General features: G+C 68.7%; 18 protein-coding genes. 16 read left to right on the top strand and 2 right to left on the bottom strand.

Annotation, left to right across the window (positions count from 1 at the left end; all coding sequences use genetic code 11):
* Window positions 1-5 precede the first annotated feature (5 nt).
* The 15 genes from ispG (at window position 6) to ACWF0M_RS22590 (ending at window position 13,960) form a co-directional block, all read left to right on the top strand.
* Entirely contained in the window at window positions 6-1,154 is a 1,149-nt protein-coding gene (gene ispG, locus ACWF0M_RS22660; protein WP_452237667.1) for a flavodoxin-dependent (E)-4-hydroxy-3-methylbut-2-enyl-diphosphate synthase, read from the top strand.
* 2 nt (window positions 1,155-1,156) lie between these two features.
* Window positions 1,157-1,705: a nucleosidase gene (locus tag ACWF0M_RS22655; RefSeq protein ID WP_452237666.1), complete on the top strand. Its 549-nt coding sequence runs from the start codon at window positions 1,157-1,159 to the stop codon at window positions 1,703-1,705.
* Window positions 1,706-1,789: 84 nt separating this feature from the next.
* Window positions 1,790-2,566, top strand: coding sequence for a cyclase family protein (locus tag ACWF0M_RS22650; protein ID WP_452237665.1), 777 nt, complete (start codon window positions 1,790-1,792; stop codon window positions 2,564-2,566).
* A complete protein-coding gene (locus tag ACWF0M_RS22645) occupies window positions 2,563-4,176 on the top strand; it encodes a thiamine pyrophosphate-binding protein (protein ID WP_452237664.1) in 1,614 nt (537 codons plus the stop codon). The genes ACWF0M_RS22650 and ACWF0M_RS22645 overlap by 4 nt, the downstream gene beginning before the upstream one ends.
* Window positions 4,177-4,236: 60 nt before the next feature.
* Complete coding sequence (locus tag ACWF0M_RS22640; protein ID WP_452237663.1) at window positions 4,237-4,599, top strand: MerR family transcriptional regulator; 363 nt, start codon at window positions 4,237-4,239, stop codon at window positions 4,597-4,599.
* Complete coding sequence (gene trxA / locus ACWF0M_RS22635) at window positions 4,596-4,928, top strand: thioredoxin (protein ID WP_452237662.1); 333 nt, start codon at window positions 4,596-4,598, stop codon at window positions 4,926-4,928. The genes ACWF0M_RS22640 and trxA overlap by 4 nt, the downstream gene beginning before the upstream one ends.
* Window positions 4,929-5,121: 193 nt before the next feature.
* On the top strand, window positions 5,122-5,286 hold the full coding sequence (locus tag ACWF0M_RS22630) for a ribbon-helix-helix domain-containing protein (protein ID WP_452237661.1): 165 nt from the start codon (window positions 5,122-5,124) through the stop codon (window positions 5,284-5,286).
* Window positions 5,283-5,918 carry a VOC family protein gene (locus tag ACWF0M_RS22625; RefSeq protein WP_452237660.1) on the top strand — a complete coding sequence of 212 codons (636 nt, stop codon included), beginning with the start codon at window positions 5,283-5,285 and terminating at the stop codon, window positions 5,916-5,918. The genes ACWF0M_RS22630 and ACWF0M_RS22625 overlap by 4 nt, the downstream gene beginning before the upstream one ends.
* Entirely contained in the window at window positions 5,915-6,397 is a 483-nt protein-coding gene (locus ACWF0M_RS22620) for an N-acetyltransferase family protein (RefSeq protein WP_452237659.1), read from the top strand. Before ACWF0M_RS22625 ends, ACWF0M_RS22620 begins: the two co-directional genes overlap by 4 nt.
* A 17-nt stretch (window positions 6,398-6,414) precedes the next feature.
* A complete protein-coding gene (locus ACWF0M_RS22615) occupies window positions 6,415-7,683 on the top strand; it encodes an MFS transporter (RefSeq protein ID WP_452237658.1) in 1,269 nt (422 codons plus the stop codon).
* A 107-nt stretch (window positions 7,684-7,790) separates the two neighbouring features.
* Window positions 7,791-8,615, top strand: coding sequence for a GNAT family N-acetyltransferase (locus ACWF0M_RS22610; protein ID WP_452237657.1), 825 nt, complete (start codon window positions 7,791-7,793; stop codon window positions 8,613-8,615).
* Between the two features lie 91 nt (window positions 8,616-8,706).
* Complete coding sequence (locus ACWF0M_RS22605) at window positions 8,707-10,005, top strand: M14 family zinc carboxypeptidase (RefSeq protein WP_452237656.1); 1,299 nt, start codon at window positions 8,707-8,709, stop codon at window positions 10,003-10,005.
* A 113-nt stretch (window positions 10,006-10,118) separates the two neighbouring features.
* Entirely contained in the window at window positions 10,119-11,882 is a 1,764-nt protein-coding gene (locus ACWF0M_RS22600) for a proline--tRNA ligase (protein ID WP_452237655.1), read from the top strand.
* A gap of 244 nt (window positions 11,883-12,126) precedes the next feature.
* The gene (locus ACWF0M_RS22595; RefSeq protein WP_452237654.1) at window positions 12,127-12,471 is read left to right on the top strand and encodes a hypothetical protein; all 345 of its coding nucleotides are present in this window, start codon (window positions 12,127-12,129) and stop codon (window positions 12,469-12,471) included.
* Window positions 12,472-12,583: 112 nt separating this feature from the next.
* Window positions 12,584-13,960: an FAD-binding oxidoreductase gene (locus tag ACWF0M_RS22590; RefSeq protein ID WP_452237653.1), complete on the top strand. Its 1,377-nt coding sequence runs from the start codon at window positions 12,584-12,586 to the stop codon at window positions 13,958-13,960.
* Here ACWF0M_RS22590 and ACWF0M_RS22585 read toward each other — a convergent pair.
* Window positions 13,924-15,135: an RNA polymerase sigma factor gene (locus ACWF0M_RS22585; protein WP_452237652.1), complete on the bottom strand. Its 1,212-nt coding sequence runs from the start codon at window positions 15,133-15,135 to the stop codon at window positions 13,924-13,926. The two genes, ACWF0M_RS22590 and ACWF0M_RS22585, sit on opposite strands and share 37 nt — an antisense overlap.
* Window positions 15,136-15,137: 2 nt before the next feature.
* The gene (locus ACWF0M_RS22580) at window positions 15,138-15,521 is read right to left on the bottom strand and encodes a YciI family protein (RefSeq protein WP_452237651.1); all 384 of its coding nucleotides are present in this window, start codon (window positions 15,519-15,521) and stop codon (window positions 15,138-15,140) included.
* Between the two features lie 104 nt (window positions 15,522-15,625).
* Here ACWF0M_RS22580 and ACWF0M_RS22575 point away from each other — a divergent pair, with 104 nt between their 5' ends.
* Window positions 15,626-16,402: a sulfite exporter TauE/SafE family protein gene (locus tag ACWF0M_RS22575; protein ID WP_452237650.1), complete on the top strand. Its 777-nt coding sequence runs from the start codon at window positions 15,626-15,628 to the stop codon at window positions 16,400-16,402.
* The last annotated feature ends 53 nt before the right edge of the window (window positions 16,403-16,455 follow it).

The raw sequence follows: 16,455 nt of genomic DNA, 5'->3' as shown, positions 1-16,455 counted from the left end.
GAAACATGAGCATCAACCTCGGCATGCCTGCCTTGCCGCCCCCAACCCTCGCGCCGCGCCGCAAGACCCGCCAGATCAAGGTCGGCAAGGTGCTCGTCGGCGGCGACGCGCCGGTCTCGGTGCAGTCGATGACGACGACGAAGACGCACGACGTGAACACGACGCTGCAGCAGATCGCCGAGCTGACCGCGGCCGGTTGCGACATCGTCCGGGTCGCCTGCCCGCGGCAGGAGGATGCCGACGCGCTGGCGGAGATCGCGCAGCACTCGCAGATCCCGGTGATCGCCGACATCCACTTCCAGCCCGGGTACGTGTTCGCGGCGATCGAGGCCGGGTGTGCCGCCGTACGGGTGAACCCGGGGAACATCCGCAAGTTCGACGACCAGGTCAAGCAGATCGCGCAGGCCGCGAAGGACCACGGTACGTCGCTGCGCATCGGGGTGAACGCGGGCTCGCTGGACAAGCGGCTGCTGGAGAAGTACGGCAAGGCGACGCCCGAGGCGCTCGTCGAGTCGGCGGTCTGGGAGGCGTCGCTGTTCGAGGAGCACGACTTCCACGACTTCAAGATCTCGGTCAAGCACAACGACCCGGTCGTGATGGTGCAGGCGTACGAGATGCTCGCCGAGCGCGGCGACTGGCCGCTGCACCTCGGCGTCACCGAGGCCGGGCCGGCGTTCCAGGGCACGATCAAGTCGTCGGTCGCGTTCGGCGCACTGCTGTCCAAGGGCATCGGTGACACGATCCGGGTGTCGCTGTCCGCGCCGCCGGTCGAGGAGGTCAAGGTCGGCCTGCAGATCCTGCAGTCGCTGAACCTGCGGGAGCGCAAGCTCGAGATCGTCTCCTGCCCGTCCTGCGGTCGCGCCCAGGTGGACGTCTACACCCTGGCCGAGCAGGTCACCGCCGGCCTCGAGGGCATGGAGGTCCCGCTCCGCGTCGCCGTTATGGGCTGCGTCGTGAACGGTCCCGGCGAGGCCCGCGAAGCCGACCTCGGCGTCGCCTCCGGCAACGGCAAGGGCCAGATCTTCGTCAAGGGCGAGGTCATCAAGACCGTCCCGGAATCGGCCATCGTCGAAACCCTCATCGAAGAAGCCATGCGCATCGCCGAATCAATGGAAACCACCGAACCCGGCGAACCGACTGTTTCCGTCAGCTGATCGTGACCGAGTACCTGGTGGTCAGCGCTGTTGCTGGTGAGGCTCGGTATGTGCCGGCGGGGTTGCCTGTCCTGGTGACCGGTGTGGGGAAGACGGCGGCTGCGGTCGCCGTCAGTCGAGCCCTGGCGGAGCGGGACACCAGCGACCTTGTCGTGCTCAACGTCGGGACCACCGGGGCGTTGCGGGATGGGTTGGGTGGGTTGTTTTTGCCGAGTGTTGTGATCAATCACGATGTGAATGCGGAGGCGGTTCGGGCGATCGGGCTGGATCCGCAAGACGAGTTGCAGGTTGCGGGTGGGGACGGGACGGTGCTTGCGTCGGGGGACGTGTTCGTGACGGATCCCGTCGTACGGGCTCGGTTGGCGGAGCGGGCGCATCTGGTGGACATGGAGGCGTACGGCGTCGTGTACGCGTGCCGCGAGTACGGCGTACCGGTGCGCGTCGTGAAGCATGTGTCGGACTCGGCGGACGAGGCGGCGCTGGACTGGCCGGCCCTCGTGGACGCGAGTGCGAAGGTGCTGGGGGAGTGGGTCAGCGAGAACGCCCGCTGAGCCACGGGGGCACGGATTCCTGGACGGGATCAGGGTTGACGCCCTAGCGTCAGGCATCTGTTCGTCACTCGCCTGGAGGTTCGTATGTCGCTTCTGTCGGCTCTTGTTGCGGCGCTGGCCGACGGAGCGGTCGAGGTGGTCGATCTGACGTCGCCGTTGTCTGCGTCGACGCCGGTGATCCAGTTGCCGCCGGAGTTCGGGCAGACGGCGCCGTTCGCGCTGGCGGAGATCAGCAGGTACGACGACCGCGGGCCGGCGTGGTACTGGAACAACTTCACCAGCGGCGAGCACACCGGCACTCACTTCGACGCCCCGAACCACTGGGTCACCGGCAAGGATCTCGCCGACATCGCCTCGGTCCCGGCGAACCGGCTGATCGCGCCGGTCGTCGTACTCGACTTCACCGCCGAGGTCGAGCAGAACCCCGACTTCCTCGTCGAGGTCGACCACCTGAAGGCCTGGGAGGCAGAGAACGTCCCGCTGCCCGCGGGTGGCTGGCTGTTCGTACGCACGGGGTGGGACGCGCGATCGCACTCGCAGGAGGCCTTCCTGAACGCCGACGAGAACGGACCGCACACGCCGGGCCTCTCGCCCGAGTGCGCGCGGTGGGTCGCGCAGGAGTCGCCCGTACTCGGCATGGGCGTCGAGACCGTCGGCACCGACGCCGGGAAGGCGCACTCGTTCGATCCGCCGTTCCCCTGCCACTCGTACCTGATGGGCAGCGACAAGTACGGGCTGACGCAGCTGCAGAACCTCGCCCAACTCCCGCCGACCGGCGCCGTCGTCATCGCCGGACCGTTGCCGATCGTCGGCGGATCCGGCGCTCCCGCTCGGGTGCTCGCGCTGGTCGAACGCGGATGAACGTCGCGGATGCCGTCGGCCGGACGTTGGCGGCTGCGGGCGTCCGCCAGGTGTTCGGCGTGGTCGGGTCCGGCAACTTCCACCTGACGAACGCGATGGTGGCCGCCGGCGCGCGGTTCGTCGCCGCGCGGCACGAGGGCGGCGCGGCCACGATGGCAGACGCGTACTCACGGATGAGCGGTACGGTCGCCGCGCTGTCGGTTCACCAGGGCTGCGGGCTCACGAACGCGATGACCGGGATCGCCGAGGCGGCGAAGAGCCGTACGCCGATGCTCGTGGTCGCGGCCGAGGTCACCGAGCCGCGCTCCAACTTCTACGTCGACCAGGAGGCGCTCGCCCGCTCGGTGGGTGCGCTGCCGGTGCGGATCACCTCGGCGGAGACTGCGGTCGCCGAGGCATACGAAGCGGTGGCGACGGCCGTGCGCGAACGACGTACGGTGCTGCTGAACGTTCCGCTTTCCCTGCAGGCGTTGGAGATTCCCGACGCGGCACCAGCTGTCTTGCCACCCTGGCGAGAGGCGGTGGCGCCGGACGCCGCCGAGGTCGCCGCACTGACCGACCTGCTGCAGCGGGCGGAGCGTCCGGTGTTCGTTGCGGGTCGCGGGGCCCGTGGACAGCGAAGGGCCCTCGAAGCGCTCGCGGAACGTTGCGGTGCGCTGCTCGCGACCTCGGCCGTCGCTCACGGCCTGTTTCGCGGCAACCCGTGGGATCTCGGCATCTCGGGCGGCTTCTCCTCGCCTCGTACCGCCGAACTGATCCGCGGCGCCGACCTCGTCGTGGGTTGGGGCTGCGCGCTGAACATGTGGACGATGCGGCACGGTCAGCTGATCGGACCCGACGCGACCGTGGTGCAGGTCGACGACGACGCGTCCGCGCTCGGCGTGCATCGCGAGATCCAGTTGGGTGTCACCGGCGACGTCGAGCTCACCGCCACGCTCGCCCTCGAGACGTACGGCGATCAGCAGGTGGGTTATCGCACCGCGGAGCTCGGGAGCGTGCGCTGGCGGGACGTCGCGTTCGACGACGAGAGCACGGAGGAGCGGATCGACCCTCGGACGTTGAGCCTCGCGCTCGACGACGTCCTTCCCGCCGAACGCGTGATCGCGGTCGACTCCGGCAACTTCATGGGCTACCCGAGCGTCTGCCTGTCGGTGCCGGACGAGAACGGCCTCTGCTTCATCCAGGCGTTCCAGTCGATCGGGCTGGGGCTCGCCACCGCGATCGGTGCCGCGTTGGCGCAGCCGGATCGCCTGCCGGTCGCCGTACTCGGTGACGGCGGTGCGCTGATGAGCGCCGCGGAGCTCGACACCGTACGCCGACTGGGCCTGCCGATGCTCGTGGTCGTGTACAACGACGACGCGTACGGCGCCGAGGTGCACCATTTCGGTCCGGGTGGGCACCCGCTGGACACTGTGACGTTCCCGCCGACCGACATCGCCGCGATCGGGCGGGGGTACGGCTTCGAGGCCGCGACCGTGCGCACCGCCAAAGATCTCACCGCAGTCGAGGACTGGCTGAACGGGCCGCGGTCCGCGCCGATGCTCGTGGACGCGAAGGTCGTGGCGGAGCACCCGTCGTGGTGGTTGGAGGAGGCGTTCCGCGGGCACTGATTATCCTGGCTTGACCTTGACCCCCGGGGCAAGGTTTAGCGTCGGGATGAAGGAGGCGGGATGCGGATCAGCGATCTGGCGGCCGAGGCCGGTGTGACGGTCAAAGCAGTGCGGTACTACGAAGCGCAGGGGCTGCTCAAGCCGCGGCGGGAGGCCAACGGGTACCGGTCGTACGAGCCGGACGACGTGGTCGTGGTGCGTGAGGTGAAGGCGCTGCTGAGCCTCGGACTGACCGCGGAGCAGACGTACCCGTTCATCGAGTGCCTGCGGGCCGGCAATGCGCGCGCGGACGTGTGCCCGGCTTCGCTGACGGCGTACCGGACCCGGATCGCGGACGTGAACCGGCGGATCGCGGAACTGACCGACCTGCGGGAGCGGCTGACCGACCTCCTGACCGATGCCGAGAACTGGAGGACGAGATGAGCGATCTGCAGAGTGTCGACGAGGCCACCTTCGACGAGGTGGTGCGGTCCGAGAAGCCGGTGCTGGTGGACTTCTGGGCGCAGTGGTGCCCGCCGTGCCACCAGATCGCCCCGGTCCTCGCCCAGATCGGTGCCGAACGCAACGAACAGCTGACCGTGGTGAAGCTGAACTCCGACGAGAACCCGGCGATCTCCGCCGGCTACCGGGTGATGGCGTTGCCGACCCTGATCCTGTTCCACCGCGGCGAGATGATCTGGTCCGTCGTCGGCGCCCGGCCGAAGGCCAAGCTCCTGAAGGAGATCGACGACGCCCTGCTCGCCGCGGTGTGACGGACCCCCAGGCCATCACAATTGGCGTCCCGCGGAACGCGTCACGCTCGGCCGCGTCGGCTACGGGCAATTGTGATGGCCTGGCGATCCGCTAGCGCGAGGTACAGAGCTCGACCAGTACGCCGTGGGCGCCGAAGTCGTCGAACTCCCTGAGGATTGACAGTTAGGTGTCTAGGATGCTAGCAATATAGCCATGGTGGACGCGGGCGGCAAGAAGGTGCAGTTCAACGTGTATCTGCCACCGGAGCTGGTGCGGCGGGTGAAGCACAAGGCGATCGACGACGGGGCGAGTCTGTCCGCGCTCGTCGAGCAGGCGCTGGCCGAGTATCTCGACAAGCACGGGGAGGCTCAGGGATGAAGAACGTGGTGATCAGGCCGCTGCGGTTCACGGCGGACGTGGCGGCGATGCGCGCGTTCCTGGAGGCGCTGGGGCTGCGGTCGCGGATCGAGTCCGAGCGCGGGGGATGGGTCGACATGCTGACCGGTCGCGGGATGGTCGCGTTGCACGATGCGGCGTCGAGCTCGACGGGCGGGCAGCCGGGGCAGACGACGTTGTCGTTCGAGGCGGACAAGGTCGACGAGTTGAAGGACCGGCTGGAGCAGGTGGGGTTCGTCGACGCGACGGTCTTCGACGAGGCGTACGGGCGGGTGCTGTCGGTCAGTGGGCCCGAAGGGGTGGTGATCTGGGTCGACGAGCGCAGCGACGATCTGTACGGGTACAAGCTGCATGACGCCGATCCGGACGATCGCTGGTCGGTCACGCCGTACCTGACCGGAGCGGACGAGGCGCCCTGGCAGCGGTTCCTCGGTGCGGTCGGTGTGCCGACGGCGATCCGCTTCGGGCCGGCGGACGGGGACTTCGCCGTACGGCTCGACCTCACCACGACCGAGGACCTCGACGACGTGCAGGCCCGCGTCGGCGGATCGCGGACCGAGGCCGGCCTGGAGATCGTGGACCCGGATGGACAGCTCGTCGTGGTGCACGGATGATCGCCGTACGCCGTGCCGCGCGTGGCGATGTCGACGCGATCAGGCAGATCGGCCTCACGACCTGGCCGGTCGCGTACGGCGGCCTGGTGTCCGACGAGTTCATCACCGACGGCCTCGCCCAATGGTGGTCGACGGAGGCGGTCGAACGTGGGATCAGCAAGGGCATCACGCTGGTCGCGGTCGACGGCGACGCGCTCGTCGGCATGACCGGGCTCGGACGCGAGGCCGACTTCTGGGTGATGTGGAAGCTGTACGTGGTGCCCGACCACCAGGGCAAGGGCGTCGGCAAGGCACTCCTCGACGCCGCGATCGCAGCCCTGCCGGACGGTACGCCGGAACTCCTGCTCGACGTGCTCGTGGCGAACGAGCAGGCGATCGGCTTCTACCGCTCGCAGGGTTTCGCGGAGCCACGGCGTACGCCCGACCGGGATCTCGGCGTCGAACTGATGTGGATGAGTCTTGACCTCGACCGGACCTGAACCTGCAGGATTCCGCCATGACGACGACGATGCCTGACCGGCTGCGCGACGACCCGGACTTTCGGCGGTACTGGCTGGCGCGCAGCCTGTCGATCACCGGGTCGATGGTGACGGCGATCGCGTTGCCGGTGCTCGTCTACCGGCTGACCGGATCGACCGTGCTGACCGCGGTCGTGACCGGCCTGGAGTCGGCGCCGTACCTCTTGGCGGGTCTGTTCGCGGGCGCGCTCGCGGACCGTTGGAACCGGCGGCGCACGATGGTGACCGCGGACGCCATCAACGCGGTCCTGGTCGGGTCGGTGCCGGTCGCGCATCTGCTCGGCGTGCTCACCGTCGTACAGGTGCTCATCGTCGCGTTCACCGTGCAGGCCGTCTACACGTTCTTCGACGGCGCGAACTTCGGCGCGCTACCCGTCCTCGTCGGCCGCGCCCGGGTCGCCCAGGCGAACTCCGCGGTCTGGACGGCGTCGAGCGTGATCGAGTTGCTCGTCCCACCGGCGACCGGCTTGCTCCTCGCCGTACTCGATCCGGCCAGTCTGCTCACGCTCGACGCGCTCAGCTTCGCGGCGTCCGCGTTCGCCGTCCGCGGGATCGTGCGGGCGATGTCCGAGTCCCGCGACGGGCAGCCGCCGCTGCGGCCGAAGGTGGTGTTCAACGACATCAGTGACGGTCTGCGCTACCTGGTCCGGCACGCGGGGGTGCGCACGATGACGATCGTGGGCAGCATCCAGTCGTTCGCGGGCGGCGGGTTCATGGCGCTGATCGTGGTGTGGTGCGACCGCGTCCTGGACATCGGTACGTCGGGACTCCGCTTCGGACTGGTCTGGGGTGTGTGGGGGATCGGCGGGCTGATCGCCGCACTCAGCCTCCCGCGGTTGCTGAAGCGGATGCCGCCGGCGGCGATCACGTTGTACGCGCTGCCCGTGTCGGCGCTGCTCGGTGTGCTCTCGCCGTTGTCGTCGAACTGGGTTATGGCCTCGCTGGCGTTGCTGGTCTGGGGTTCGGCGTACGTGCTGGTGATCGTGAACGCGGTGTCGTACCGGCAGCAGGTGACGCCGGAGAACCTGCTCGGCCGGGTCAACACGGCGGGCCGGATGCTGTCCTGGGGCGTCGGGTGGACGTTGGGATCGGTTGTCGGCGGGCTGCTCGGCAACGCGTTCGGGCCGCGGACCGGGATGGTTCTGATGGGGCTGTTCGGTTGCGCGGGAGTGGTCGTCGCGTGGACGTCGCCACTGCGCCGGATCGCCGCGGACCCCCAGCACTCACCAACCGCCGACATCCCCTAGGCGGCACGCTCAGCCGGTGCCGGTAGAGCCGGGTTGATGAGTGGCGCAGGTCCGCAATCACGGCCCCATTGCATACGGTCGCGTCGATCATCCGCTAGGTTCTGCCCGTGGGCGTACGGGTTCTCGGTCCTCGCGACCTCGCGGCGGCGCGCGCGGTCATCGCCCGCGATCCGGTCATCAACGTGTTCGTCGACAGCCTCGTGCAGGCGTCCGGACTCGACCCGCGGCGTGGAGCCGAGGTCTGGGGGTACGTCGAGAAGGGCGCGCTCGAGGCCCTGTGCCACGCGGGCGGGAACATGGTCCCGGTCGGCGCCGACGACGCTGCGCTCCGGGCGTTCGCGGCGTACGCGATGCGGCGAGGGCGGAACTGTTTCCAGATCCTCGGGCCGGCGCGCGCGGTCGAGCAGCTGTGGCACATTCTCGAGCCGCACTGGGGGCCTGCCCGCGAGGTGCGTGACGACCAGCCGTTCATGGTGATCGAAGGGCCGCCGGCGATCGCACCGGATCCGCTGGTCCGAGCGGTCGAGCCGGTCGAGCTGCCGATCCTGTACCCGGCGTGCGTGGCGATGTACACCGAGGAGGTCGGCGTACCGCCGCAGACCGGCCCGGACGGGACGTTCTACCGGTCGCGGGTCGCGGAGCTGATCCGGGCCGGGCGCGCGTTCGCGCGGATCGAGAACGGGCGGGTCGTGTTCAAGGCCGAGGTCGGTTCGGTCGGGACCGGCGTGTGCCAGATCCAGGGCGTGTGGGTGGATCCGGAGTACCGCGGCCGTGGGCTGGCCGCGCCCGGGATGGCGGCCGTGGTCGAGCTGGCCCGGCAGATCTCGCCCGTCGTCACGCTGTATGTGAATGCGTTCAACCTCCCGGCGCGGGCGGCGTACGAGCGCGTCGGGTTCCGCACGATCGAGACGTTCGCGACGATTCTGTTCTGAGACTGCATGCTCTCCGTGATGCAGACGTGACCGGCCGTGGGCTTGGCTGGACGTTCTACGCCGCACCGCCCAGCGGAAGGAACACTTCAGCATGCGAAAGCTTGCCGTTTTTCTGTGCAGCTTTGCTCTCGTCCTCACCTCGTCGACAGCGTCGGCGGCCCCACCGGACGTCGCCTACTACTCGCTGCGGGTCCCCGCCGGTACGACGATCGGCGATCTGATCCGAGACGGGTACGACATCGACCACGCGCACGGCGACACCGCGACGGTGGTGGCGACGCCGATCGACGTACAACGGCTGCGCGCGCGAGGCGTCGTACTGGAGAAGACCGGCGACGTGTACCAGCCGGTGCCGCGGACCGAGGCCGACGAGGCGACGTACTACGGCGGGTATCACACGACCGCTGGACACGAGGAGCACAACGCGGCCGTCGCCGCGGCGCACCCGGACCTGGTGAAGCTCTACGACATCGGCGATTCGTGGAAGAAGGCGCAGGGACAGGGCGGGCACGACATCCAGGCCCTGTGCATCACCAAGCTCACGACCGGCGACTGCGCCCTGAACAGCACCGGGAAGAAGCCGAAGTTCGTCCTGCACACGCAGATCCACGCGCGCGAGATCGCGACCGGCGAGATCGCCTACAAGTGGATCGACCTGCTCGTCTCGTCGTACGGCGTCGATCCCGAGCTCACCGCGCTGCTGGACACCCGCGAACTCTGGGTGGTGCCGATCGCGAACCCGGACGGCGTGGACGTGGTCGCGTCGAACCCGACCCGCCCGATGCTGCAGCGCAAGAACGTCGACGACAGCGCGGGCGGTTGCCCGGCGTCGGACGCGGGCGTCGACCTGAATCGCAACTCGTCGTTCCAGTGGGATGTGGACCAGGGTGGTCCTTGCGACGAGACGTACCCGGGGCCGAAGGAGTTGTCCGAGCCGGAGACCGAAGCGATCCAGGGCTTGCTGGACACGGTCTTTCCCGACACCAAGGGCGATGTGGACGACCCTGCCGCCGCGACCACGACCGGTGTCTTCTTGACGTTGCACAGCTTCGGCAACGACATCCTGGCGCCGTGGGGATACACCAACAAGGACGCGCCGAACAAGGCCGCCTTGGTGGCTCTGGGCAAGAAGATGGGCGCGTTCACGGGGTATCCGGTGTCGACCGGGGATGGTGGGGTCGGGTACTTCGCTCCCGGTGCGACCGACGACTGGTTGTACGGGACGCGCGGCGTGCCGTCGTACACGTTCGAGATCGGGCCGGATTCGGGGACGTGCGCTGGATTCCTGCCGGCGTACTCGTGTGTTGACTCGACGTTCTGGCCGTTGCTGAAACCAGCGTTGGTTTACGCCGCGAAGGCTGCGGCGGCGCCGTACGGCCAACTGCCCTGATCACTGTCGGGTACGCCGGTTTGGGCCTGTGGATAACGTGGTGAGAGCATGTCCGCCGGACCGATATTCTCTGTGACGTCCGGTTTATCGACTTTGCACGCTTGGAGACTCCCGTGATTTTGCGTATGTCGTCGTTGTTCCTCCGCACCCTTCGCGAGGACCCGGCGGACGCGGAGGTCCCGAGCCACAAGCTGCTCGTCCGCGCCGGGTACATCCGGCGTGCCGCGCCCGGCATCTACACCTGGCTGCCGCTCGGCCTGCGGGTGCTGCGGAACGTCGAGCGGATCGTCCGTGAGGAGATGGACGCGATCGGCGCGCAGGAGCTGGTGTTCCCGGCGCTGCTGCCCCGCGAGCCCTACGAGGCCACCGGCCGCTGGACGGAGTACGGGCCGAACATCTTCCGGCTGAAGGACCGCAAGGGCGCCGACATGCTGCTCGGTCCCACGCACGAGGAGATGTTCACGCTGGTCGTGAAGGACCTGTACTCGTCGTACAAGGACCTTCCGCTGTCGATCTACCAGATCCAGAACAAGTACCGCGACGAGGCACGGCCGCGGGCCGGTGTGCTGCGCGGGCGTGAGTTCGTGATGAAGGACTCGTACTCGTTCGACGTCGACGACGAAGGACTCGCCGCGTCGTACGAGAAGCACCGCGAGGCGTACATCAAGATCTTCGACCGGCTCGGGTTCGACTACGTGATCGTGCAGGCGATGTCCGGCGCGATGGGCGGCTCGCGGTCCGAGGAGTTCCTCGCGATCGCGGAGAACGGCGAGGACACCTTCGTCCGCTCCCCGGGTGGGTACGCCGCCAACGTCGAGGCGGTCGTGGTGCCGCAGTCGGCGCCTGTCGACGCGTCCGCCGTACCGGCCGCCGAGGTCGTCGACACGCCGGAGACGCCGACGATCGACACGCTGGTAGACGCGCTGAACGCGAAGCACGCGCGGACCGACGGCCGCGAGTGGACGGCCGCGGACACGTTGAAGAACGTGCTCGTGATGCTGGTGCACCCCGACGGCACCCGCGAGCCGCTCGCGATCGGCGTCCCCGGGGACCGCGCGATCGACGAGAAGCGGCTCGGCGCACAGGTTGAGCCGGCCGAGGTGGTCGCGTTCGAGGAGGCGGACTTCGAGAAGTACCCGTCGCTGGCGAAGGGCTACATCGGGCCGGGCGTGCTGGGCAAGGAGAACGCGTCCGGCATTCGGTACCTGCTCGATCCGCGGGTTGCCGAGGGGTCCGCGTGGGTGACCGGTGCGGACAAGTCCGGGTTCCACGTCGTCAACCTGGTGCACGGTCGCGACTTCACCGCGGACGGGACGATCCAGGCCGCCGAGGTCCGCGACGGCGACGAGGCGCCGGACGGTTCGGGTCCGCTGGAGGCGGCGCGCGGGATCGAGATGGGCCACATCTTCCAGCTCGGCCGCAAGTACGCCGACGCGCTCGACCTCAAGGTCCTCGACCAGAACGGCAAGCTCGTCACGGTCACCATGGGGTCGTACGGCGTCGGCGTCACCCGCGCGGTGGCGGCGATCGCCGAGGGCAACCACGACGAGCTCGGCCTGGTCTGGCCGCGGGAGATCGCGCCCGCCGACGTACACCTGGTTGCCACCGGCAAGGACAAGGAGCTCTTCGCGAAGGCAGCCGAGCTCGCCGCCGAGCTGGAGTCCCGGGGCCTGACGGTGATCTACGACGACCGCGAGAAGGTGTCGCCCGGCGTCAAGTTCAAGGACGCCGAGCTGATCGGCGTACCCACCATCGCCGTCGTCGGCAAGGGCCTCGCCGACGGCACCGTCGAGGTCAAGAACCGCCGAACCGGCACCCGCGCCGACATCCCAGTAGCAGACGTCGTCAACCACCTGATCACCACCGTCCGCAGCTGACATGCCATCGGGCCCCACCCAAGCGGTGGGGCCCGACGTCATCCGTTGCGTGTGCCTGTGGTCCACAGCGTGCTTCTGCCTGTGTCAGCGAAACCCGCCCGGGAAAGACGTGGCCCCGGCGACATGACCTGAGTCAGCGGTCCACCGGGGCTTTCGTTGTCGATGATATCACCGGAAGGAGCAAGCCTCCGTGGTATCCACGGATCCCGCCACACCACCCGTGGGCCCCTGGGTCTTCCGATGGTTGAGTGCGGCTCGGATTGCCAAGTACCGCAGCGCATCCGGCGGCGATCTGTCCCGTGCGCTCGCGCTTTCTCAGCTCCTCCGCCACGAGAAATCGGTCTGGGTGCCGTACCTTCACCAGGCGTTCCCGCCCGGCACGGACCGCAAGCGAGACGTGGACACCAAGGTTGCGGCGCTCAACCGGCTACGCAACCGCGTCGCGCACCACGAGCCGCTGATCGCTGAGAACTTGTCTCGGGAGGCGGCCAAGGTCAGCGCGCTCGGTGGCCTGATCGACCCCGAGCTCGGTCAGTACCTGACCGCGACTTCGGCGGTGCCCGCGCTCCTCCGGGCACGTCCGAGCTAGGTACGGCCGATCGGCCTGGAGATTTCTTGGTCGAGTATGTCGAGGAACGTCGGTTGGCTTCGATCCCGGGGTGTGGCGCCTGAACGGGCGTCCGGGAGTTGAGGAGTTGGCGATGAGGGAATCTGTGCTGGTTGGGCGGGGGATCGACGGCCTGCGGCGGGCCGTCACGGGCGACGTACTTGTGGGCGGGGACCCGGGCTACCCGGACGCCGGGCGCGTGATGACGGCCGAGGGGCGGCCGAAGGTGATCGTGCGGTGTGCGGGCGCGAACGACGTGGTGGCGGCGTTGAAGTACGCCGAGATGCACGACCTGCCGATCGCGGTCCGCAGCGGCGGCCACCATGCGGCCGGGTTCGGCACGAACGACGGCGGCGTCGTGATCGACGTACGGCCGATGGACGAGGTCAGGTTGCTTCCGGACGACGTGGTGCGGATCGGCACCGGCGCCACCTGGGGGCGGGTCGCCGAGCGGCTGGGCAAGGTCGGTCTGGCGATCTCGTCCGGTGACACGGCGAGCGTCGGCGTCGGTGGGTTGATGGCCGGCGGCGGGATCGGGTGGATGGTCCGCAAGCACGGGCTGGCGATCGACAACGTGGTGTCCGCCGAGGTGGTCACCGCGGACGGTTCGGTACGCCGGGTGGACGCGGCCACGGATCCGGAGTTGTTCTGGGGACTCCGCGGCGCCGCGGGCAGCCTCGGCGTGGTTACGTCGTACGACATCACCGCCGTCCACCGACCGACCGTGCACTTCGGCACCCTGCTGTACCCGTGGACGCAGGCGGAGCAGGTGCTGAACGGCTGGGCGGAGTACGACGCTCCCGAAGGACTCACGTCGTCGCTGCAACTGGCGCCGACGATGATGGCCGACCGGCAGGTCCCGGTCGCCATTCAGGTGTGTACGACGGATATCGCGGCGCTCGAACCGTTGCGTCGCCTGGGCTCGCTGATCACCGAGAAGGTCGCCGAGGTCCCGTACGCCGACGTGTTCGCGCACATGTCGATGCCCGCGGACTGGCGCCCGCGGATCCGCAACGGCTTCTACAACACGTGGTCGCCGAAGTTGAGCCAACGGCTGCTGGAGGCCCGCCCGCGGATCCCCGGACTCGCGATCGAGATCCGGTCCCTCGGCGGTGCGTACGGCGCGATGCCCGCCGACGCGACCGCGTTCGCGCACCGCGATGCGCGGTTCCTGGTGAACTCGGTGCTGATGGGATCGCCCGAGCAGCAGGGCACCGAGCAGCCCAAGGAGTTCGATGCGCTGTGGCGGTCGATGAAACCGGACGGCGCCTACCTGAACTTCATCTCCGACCCGACGGACGCCGACCTGGACAGCTGCTTCCCGGAGCAGCACCGCACCCGGCTGGCTGCCCTCAAGCAGTCGGTCGACCCGGGCCATGTGTTCCGCAGCGCGCTGAGCGTGCCGCCGCGTCCCGAGTGGACGGGCGGCCGCCGTCACCTGATGAGGTGGGCGATGCGGTCGCGGAGATAGTTCTGCTCGGCCGTGTTCCGGGTCCGCTCCAGCGCCGCGAGGTAGTTGGAGCTGGCCAGGTCCGGGCGGCCGGCGAGCTCGTGGAGATGCGCGAGGACGGACAGTCGGCGGTGGTGGTCTCCGAGGTACCGGTCGTCGGCGAGGCCTTCGACGATGGCGATGCCGGCGTCCGGGCCTTCGGTCATCGCGACCGCGACGGCGGATCCGAGCGTCACCATCGGGCTCGGGTCGACCTTCTCGAGGATCCGGTACAGGCCGGCGATCTGTTCCCAGTCGGTGGTCTCGACCGAGTCGGCCTCGCTGTGCACGGCCGCGATCGCCGCCTCCAACTGGTACGGGCCGACGGCGCCGGAGCGCAACGTCTCCTCGACGAGCCGCGTGCCTTCGGCGATCTCGTCGGCGTACCAGCGAGAACGGTCCTGCCGATCCGCAGGTACGAGGTTGCCGCCCGGCCCCGTCCGTGCGTCCCGGCGGGCGTGCGTGAGGATCATCAACGCCAGCAGCCCGGTCACCTCACCCGGGCCGCTGACGGCCTGCTGCAGCGACCGCGTGATCCGCAACGCCTCCTCGGCCAGATCCACGCGCTGCAACGAGTCGCCGGCGCTGGCCGTGTGGCCTTCGTTGAAGATCAGGTAGAGCACCTGCAGTACGGCGCGCAGCCGCTCGTCGTACTCGTCCGCCGTCGGGAGCTCGAAACGTGCGTCCCTGAGCTGTCGCTTCGCGCGGCTGATGCGTTGGGCGACCGTGGTCTCGCTGACGAGGAGAGCGGCTGCCACCTCGGCCGTCGTGAGGCCGCCGACCGAGCGGAGCGTGAGCGCGATCTGCGAGGCCGGAGTCAGCGCCGGATGACAACAGAGCACGAGTAACCGCACGGTGTCGTCGGAGTCCTCGTGGTAATCCTCGGGTGCGGGATCCGGCGCGCGGAGGAAATCGTTCAGCTCGCGTTGCCGGCGCGCGTTGTCCCGCCGCCAGCCGTCCATCATCCGCCGCGACGCGACGCTGATCAGCCAGCCGATCGGCTGCTCGGGTACGCCGTTCGCGCGCCACTGCACGAACGCTTCGAGCAGCGCCTCCTGTACCGCGTCCTCGCACTGGTCGAACACGCCGTACCGTCGGACCAGCACGGCCAGCGCCCGCGGCACCGCCGCCCGAATCGCCCCCTCGAGCTCACTCACTCTTAGCCGAGCTGCCCGAGGAAGTCGTCCTGGTCGAGCCGGATCTCCCGGAGCTGGACGCGACGGAACTGTGCGAGCGGGATCAGTGCCGCGAGCTCCAGCGCCCGCTCCACCGACGCGCAATGCAGCACCATCGCGCCCGCCAGGTACTCCTTCGTCTCCAAGAACGGCCGGTCGGAGATCACCGGCGTACCGGCGACGAGCTGGACGTCCTTCTCCTCACCGGGCTCGTTCAGCGCCAGGACCGACACCAGCTCACCGGTCTTCAGCAGATCGCGCGCGAGCGTCGCGACGTGCTCCCGACCGCCGGACATCTCGACGAGCTGCTGCTCGGTGAATCCCTTGAGTGCTTCGAGGTTGTTGTGGATCAGCAGTAGAAACTTCACCCTGCCATTCTCCCGGACGAGGTGTCATAGCTCTCACTCGGCGGTGTAATGGTTGAGCCGTACTACGCCCTTACCGGATCATCGGGGCGTGAGGAAATGCCGCTGTGCCTGATGTCTCGTTGCTGACGTTGCTGTTCCTGGTGATCGCCGCCTTCGCGGCCGGCTGGATCGACGCGGTGGTCGGCGGTGGCGGGTTGCTGCAACTGCCCGCGATGCTGCTCGGGCTGCCGAACGCGTCGCCGGCGCAGATCCTGTCCACCAACAAGATCTCGTCGCTGTTCGGTACGGCGACCAGTGCGGTCACGTTCGGTGTGAAGGTGCGTCCGGACCGTAAAACCGTGATCCCGATGGCGATCCTGGCCGGCCTCGGAGCCGCGGCCGGTGCGCTGGTGGCGACCAGGATCCCGATGTCATGGTTCAAGCCGATCGTCCTGGTGCTGCTCGTGGCAGTCGCGATCTACACCGCGCTGAAGCCGTCCCTCGGCGCCCGGACCGCGCTGCGGTTCGACGGTCGCGACCACTACCTCGCAGCCAGCGGCGTCGGCGTGCTGATCGGCTTCTACGACGGCGCGGTCGGCCCAGGCACCGGATCGTTCCTGATCTTCGCGCTGGTCGGACTGCTCGGGTACAACTTCCTGCAAGCGAGCGCGAAGGCGAAAATCGCCAACGTGGCCACGAACCTCGGCGCGATCGCAGTGTTCACACTGAACGGCGCACCACTGTGGCGCCTCGGCCTGATCATGGGCACCGCCAACATGCTCGGCGGCCTCCTCGGCGCCCGAACAGCGGTCGCCCGCGGCAGCAAGTTCGTCCGAGTGATCTTCCTGCTCGTAGTCTCAGCCCTCATCCTCCGCCTCGCCTATGACATCTTCTTCACCTGACACCTGACACCTGACCCCTGAGGCCTGCCGCCTGTGTCTGTACAGGCGTGGGC

This window comes from Kribbella sp. NPDC055110 (genome assembly GCF_053607525.1).
Note: the sequence above shows the minus strand (reverse complement) of the source record. Positions and strands in the feature narration are given on the sequence as shown.

Bases quoted from the DNA above. Each gene is read 5' to 3' on its own strand.
- ispG (WP_452237667.1), top strand. From the start codon at position 6: ATGAGCATCAACCTCGGCATGCCTGCCTTGCCGCCCCCAACCCTCGCG.
- ACWF0M_RS22650 (WP_452237665.1), top strand. From the start codon at position 1,790: ATGTCGCTTCTGTCGGCTCTTGTTGCGGCGCTGGCCGACGGAGCGGTC.
- ACWF0M_RS22645 (WP_452237664.1), top strand. From the start codon at position 2,563: ATGAACGTCGCGGATGCCGTCGGCCGGACGTTGGCGGCTGCGGGCGTC.
- ACWF0M_RS22640 (WP_452237663.1), top strand. From the start codon at position 4,237: ATGCGGATCAGCGATCTGGCGGCCGAGGCCGGTGTGACGGTCAAAGCA.
- trxA (WP_452237662.1), top strand. From the start codon at position 4,596: ATGAGCGATCTGCAGAGTGTCGACGAGGCCACCTTCGACGAGGTGGTG.
- ACWF0M_RS22630 (WP_452237661.1), top strand. From the start codon at position 5,122: ATGGTGGACGCGGGCGGCAAGAAGGTGCAGTTCAACGTGTATCTGCCA.
- ACWF0M_RS22625 (WP_452237660.1), top strand. From the start codon at position 5,283: ATGAAGAACGTGGTGATCAGGCCGCTGCGGTTCACGGCGGACGTGGCG.
- ACWF0M_RS22620 (WP_452237659.1), top strand. From the start codon at position 5,915: ATGATCGCCGTACGCCGTGCCGCGCGTGGCGATGTCGACGCGATCAGG.
- ACWF0M_RS22615 (WP_452237658.1), top strand. From the start codon at position 6,415: ATGACGACGACGATGCCTGACCGGCTGCGCGACGACCCGGACTTTCGG.
- ACWF0M_RS22605 (WP_452237656.1), top strand. From the start codon at position 8,707: ATGCGAAAGCTTGCCGTTTTTCTGTGCAGCTTTGCTCTCGTCCTCACC.
- ACWF0M_RS22590 (WP_452237653.1), top strand. From the start codon at position 12,584: ATGAGGGAATCTGTGCTGGTTGGGCGGGGGATCGACGGCCTGCGGCGG.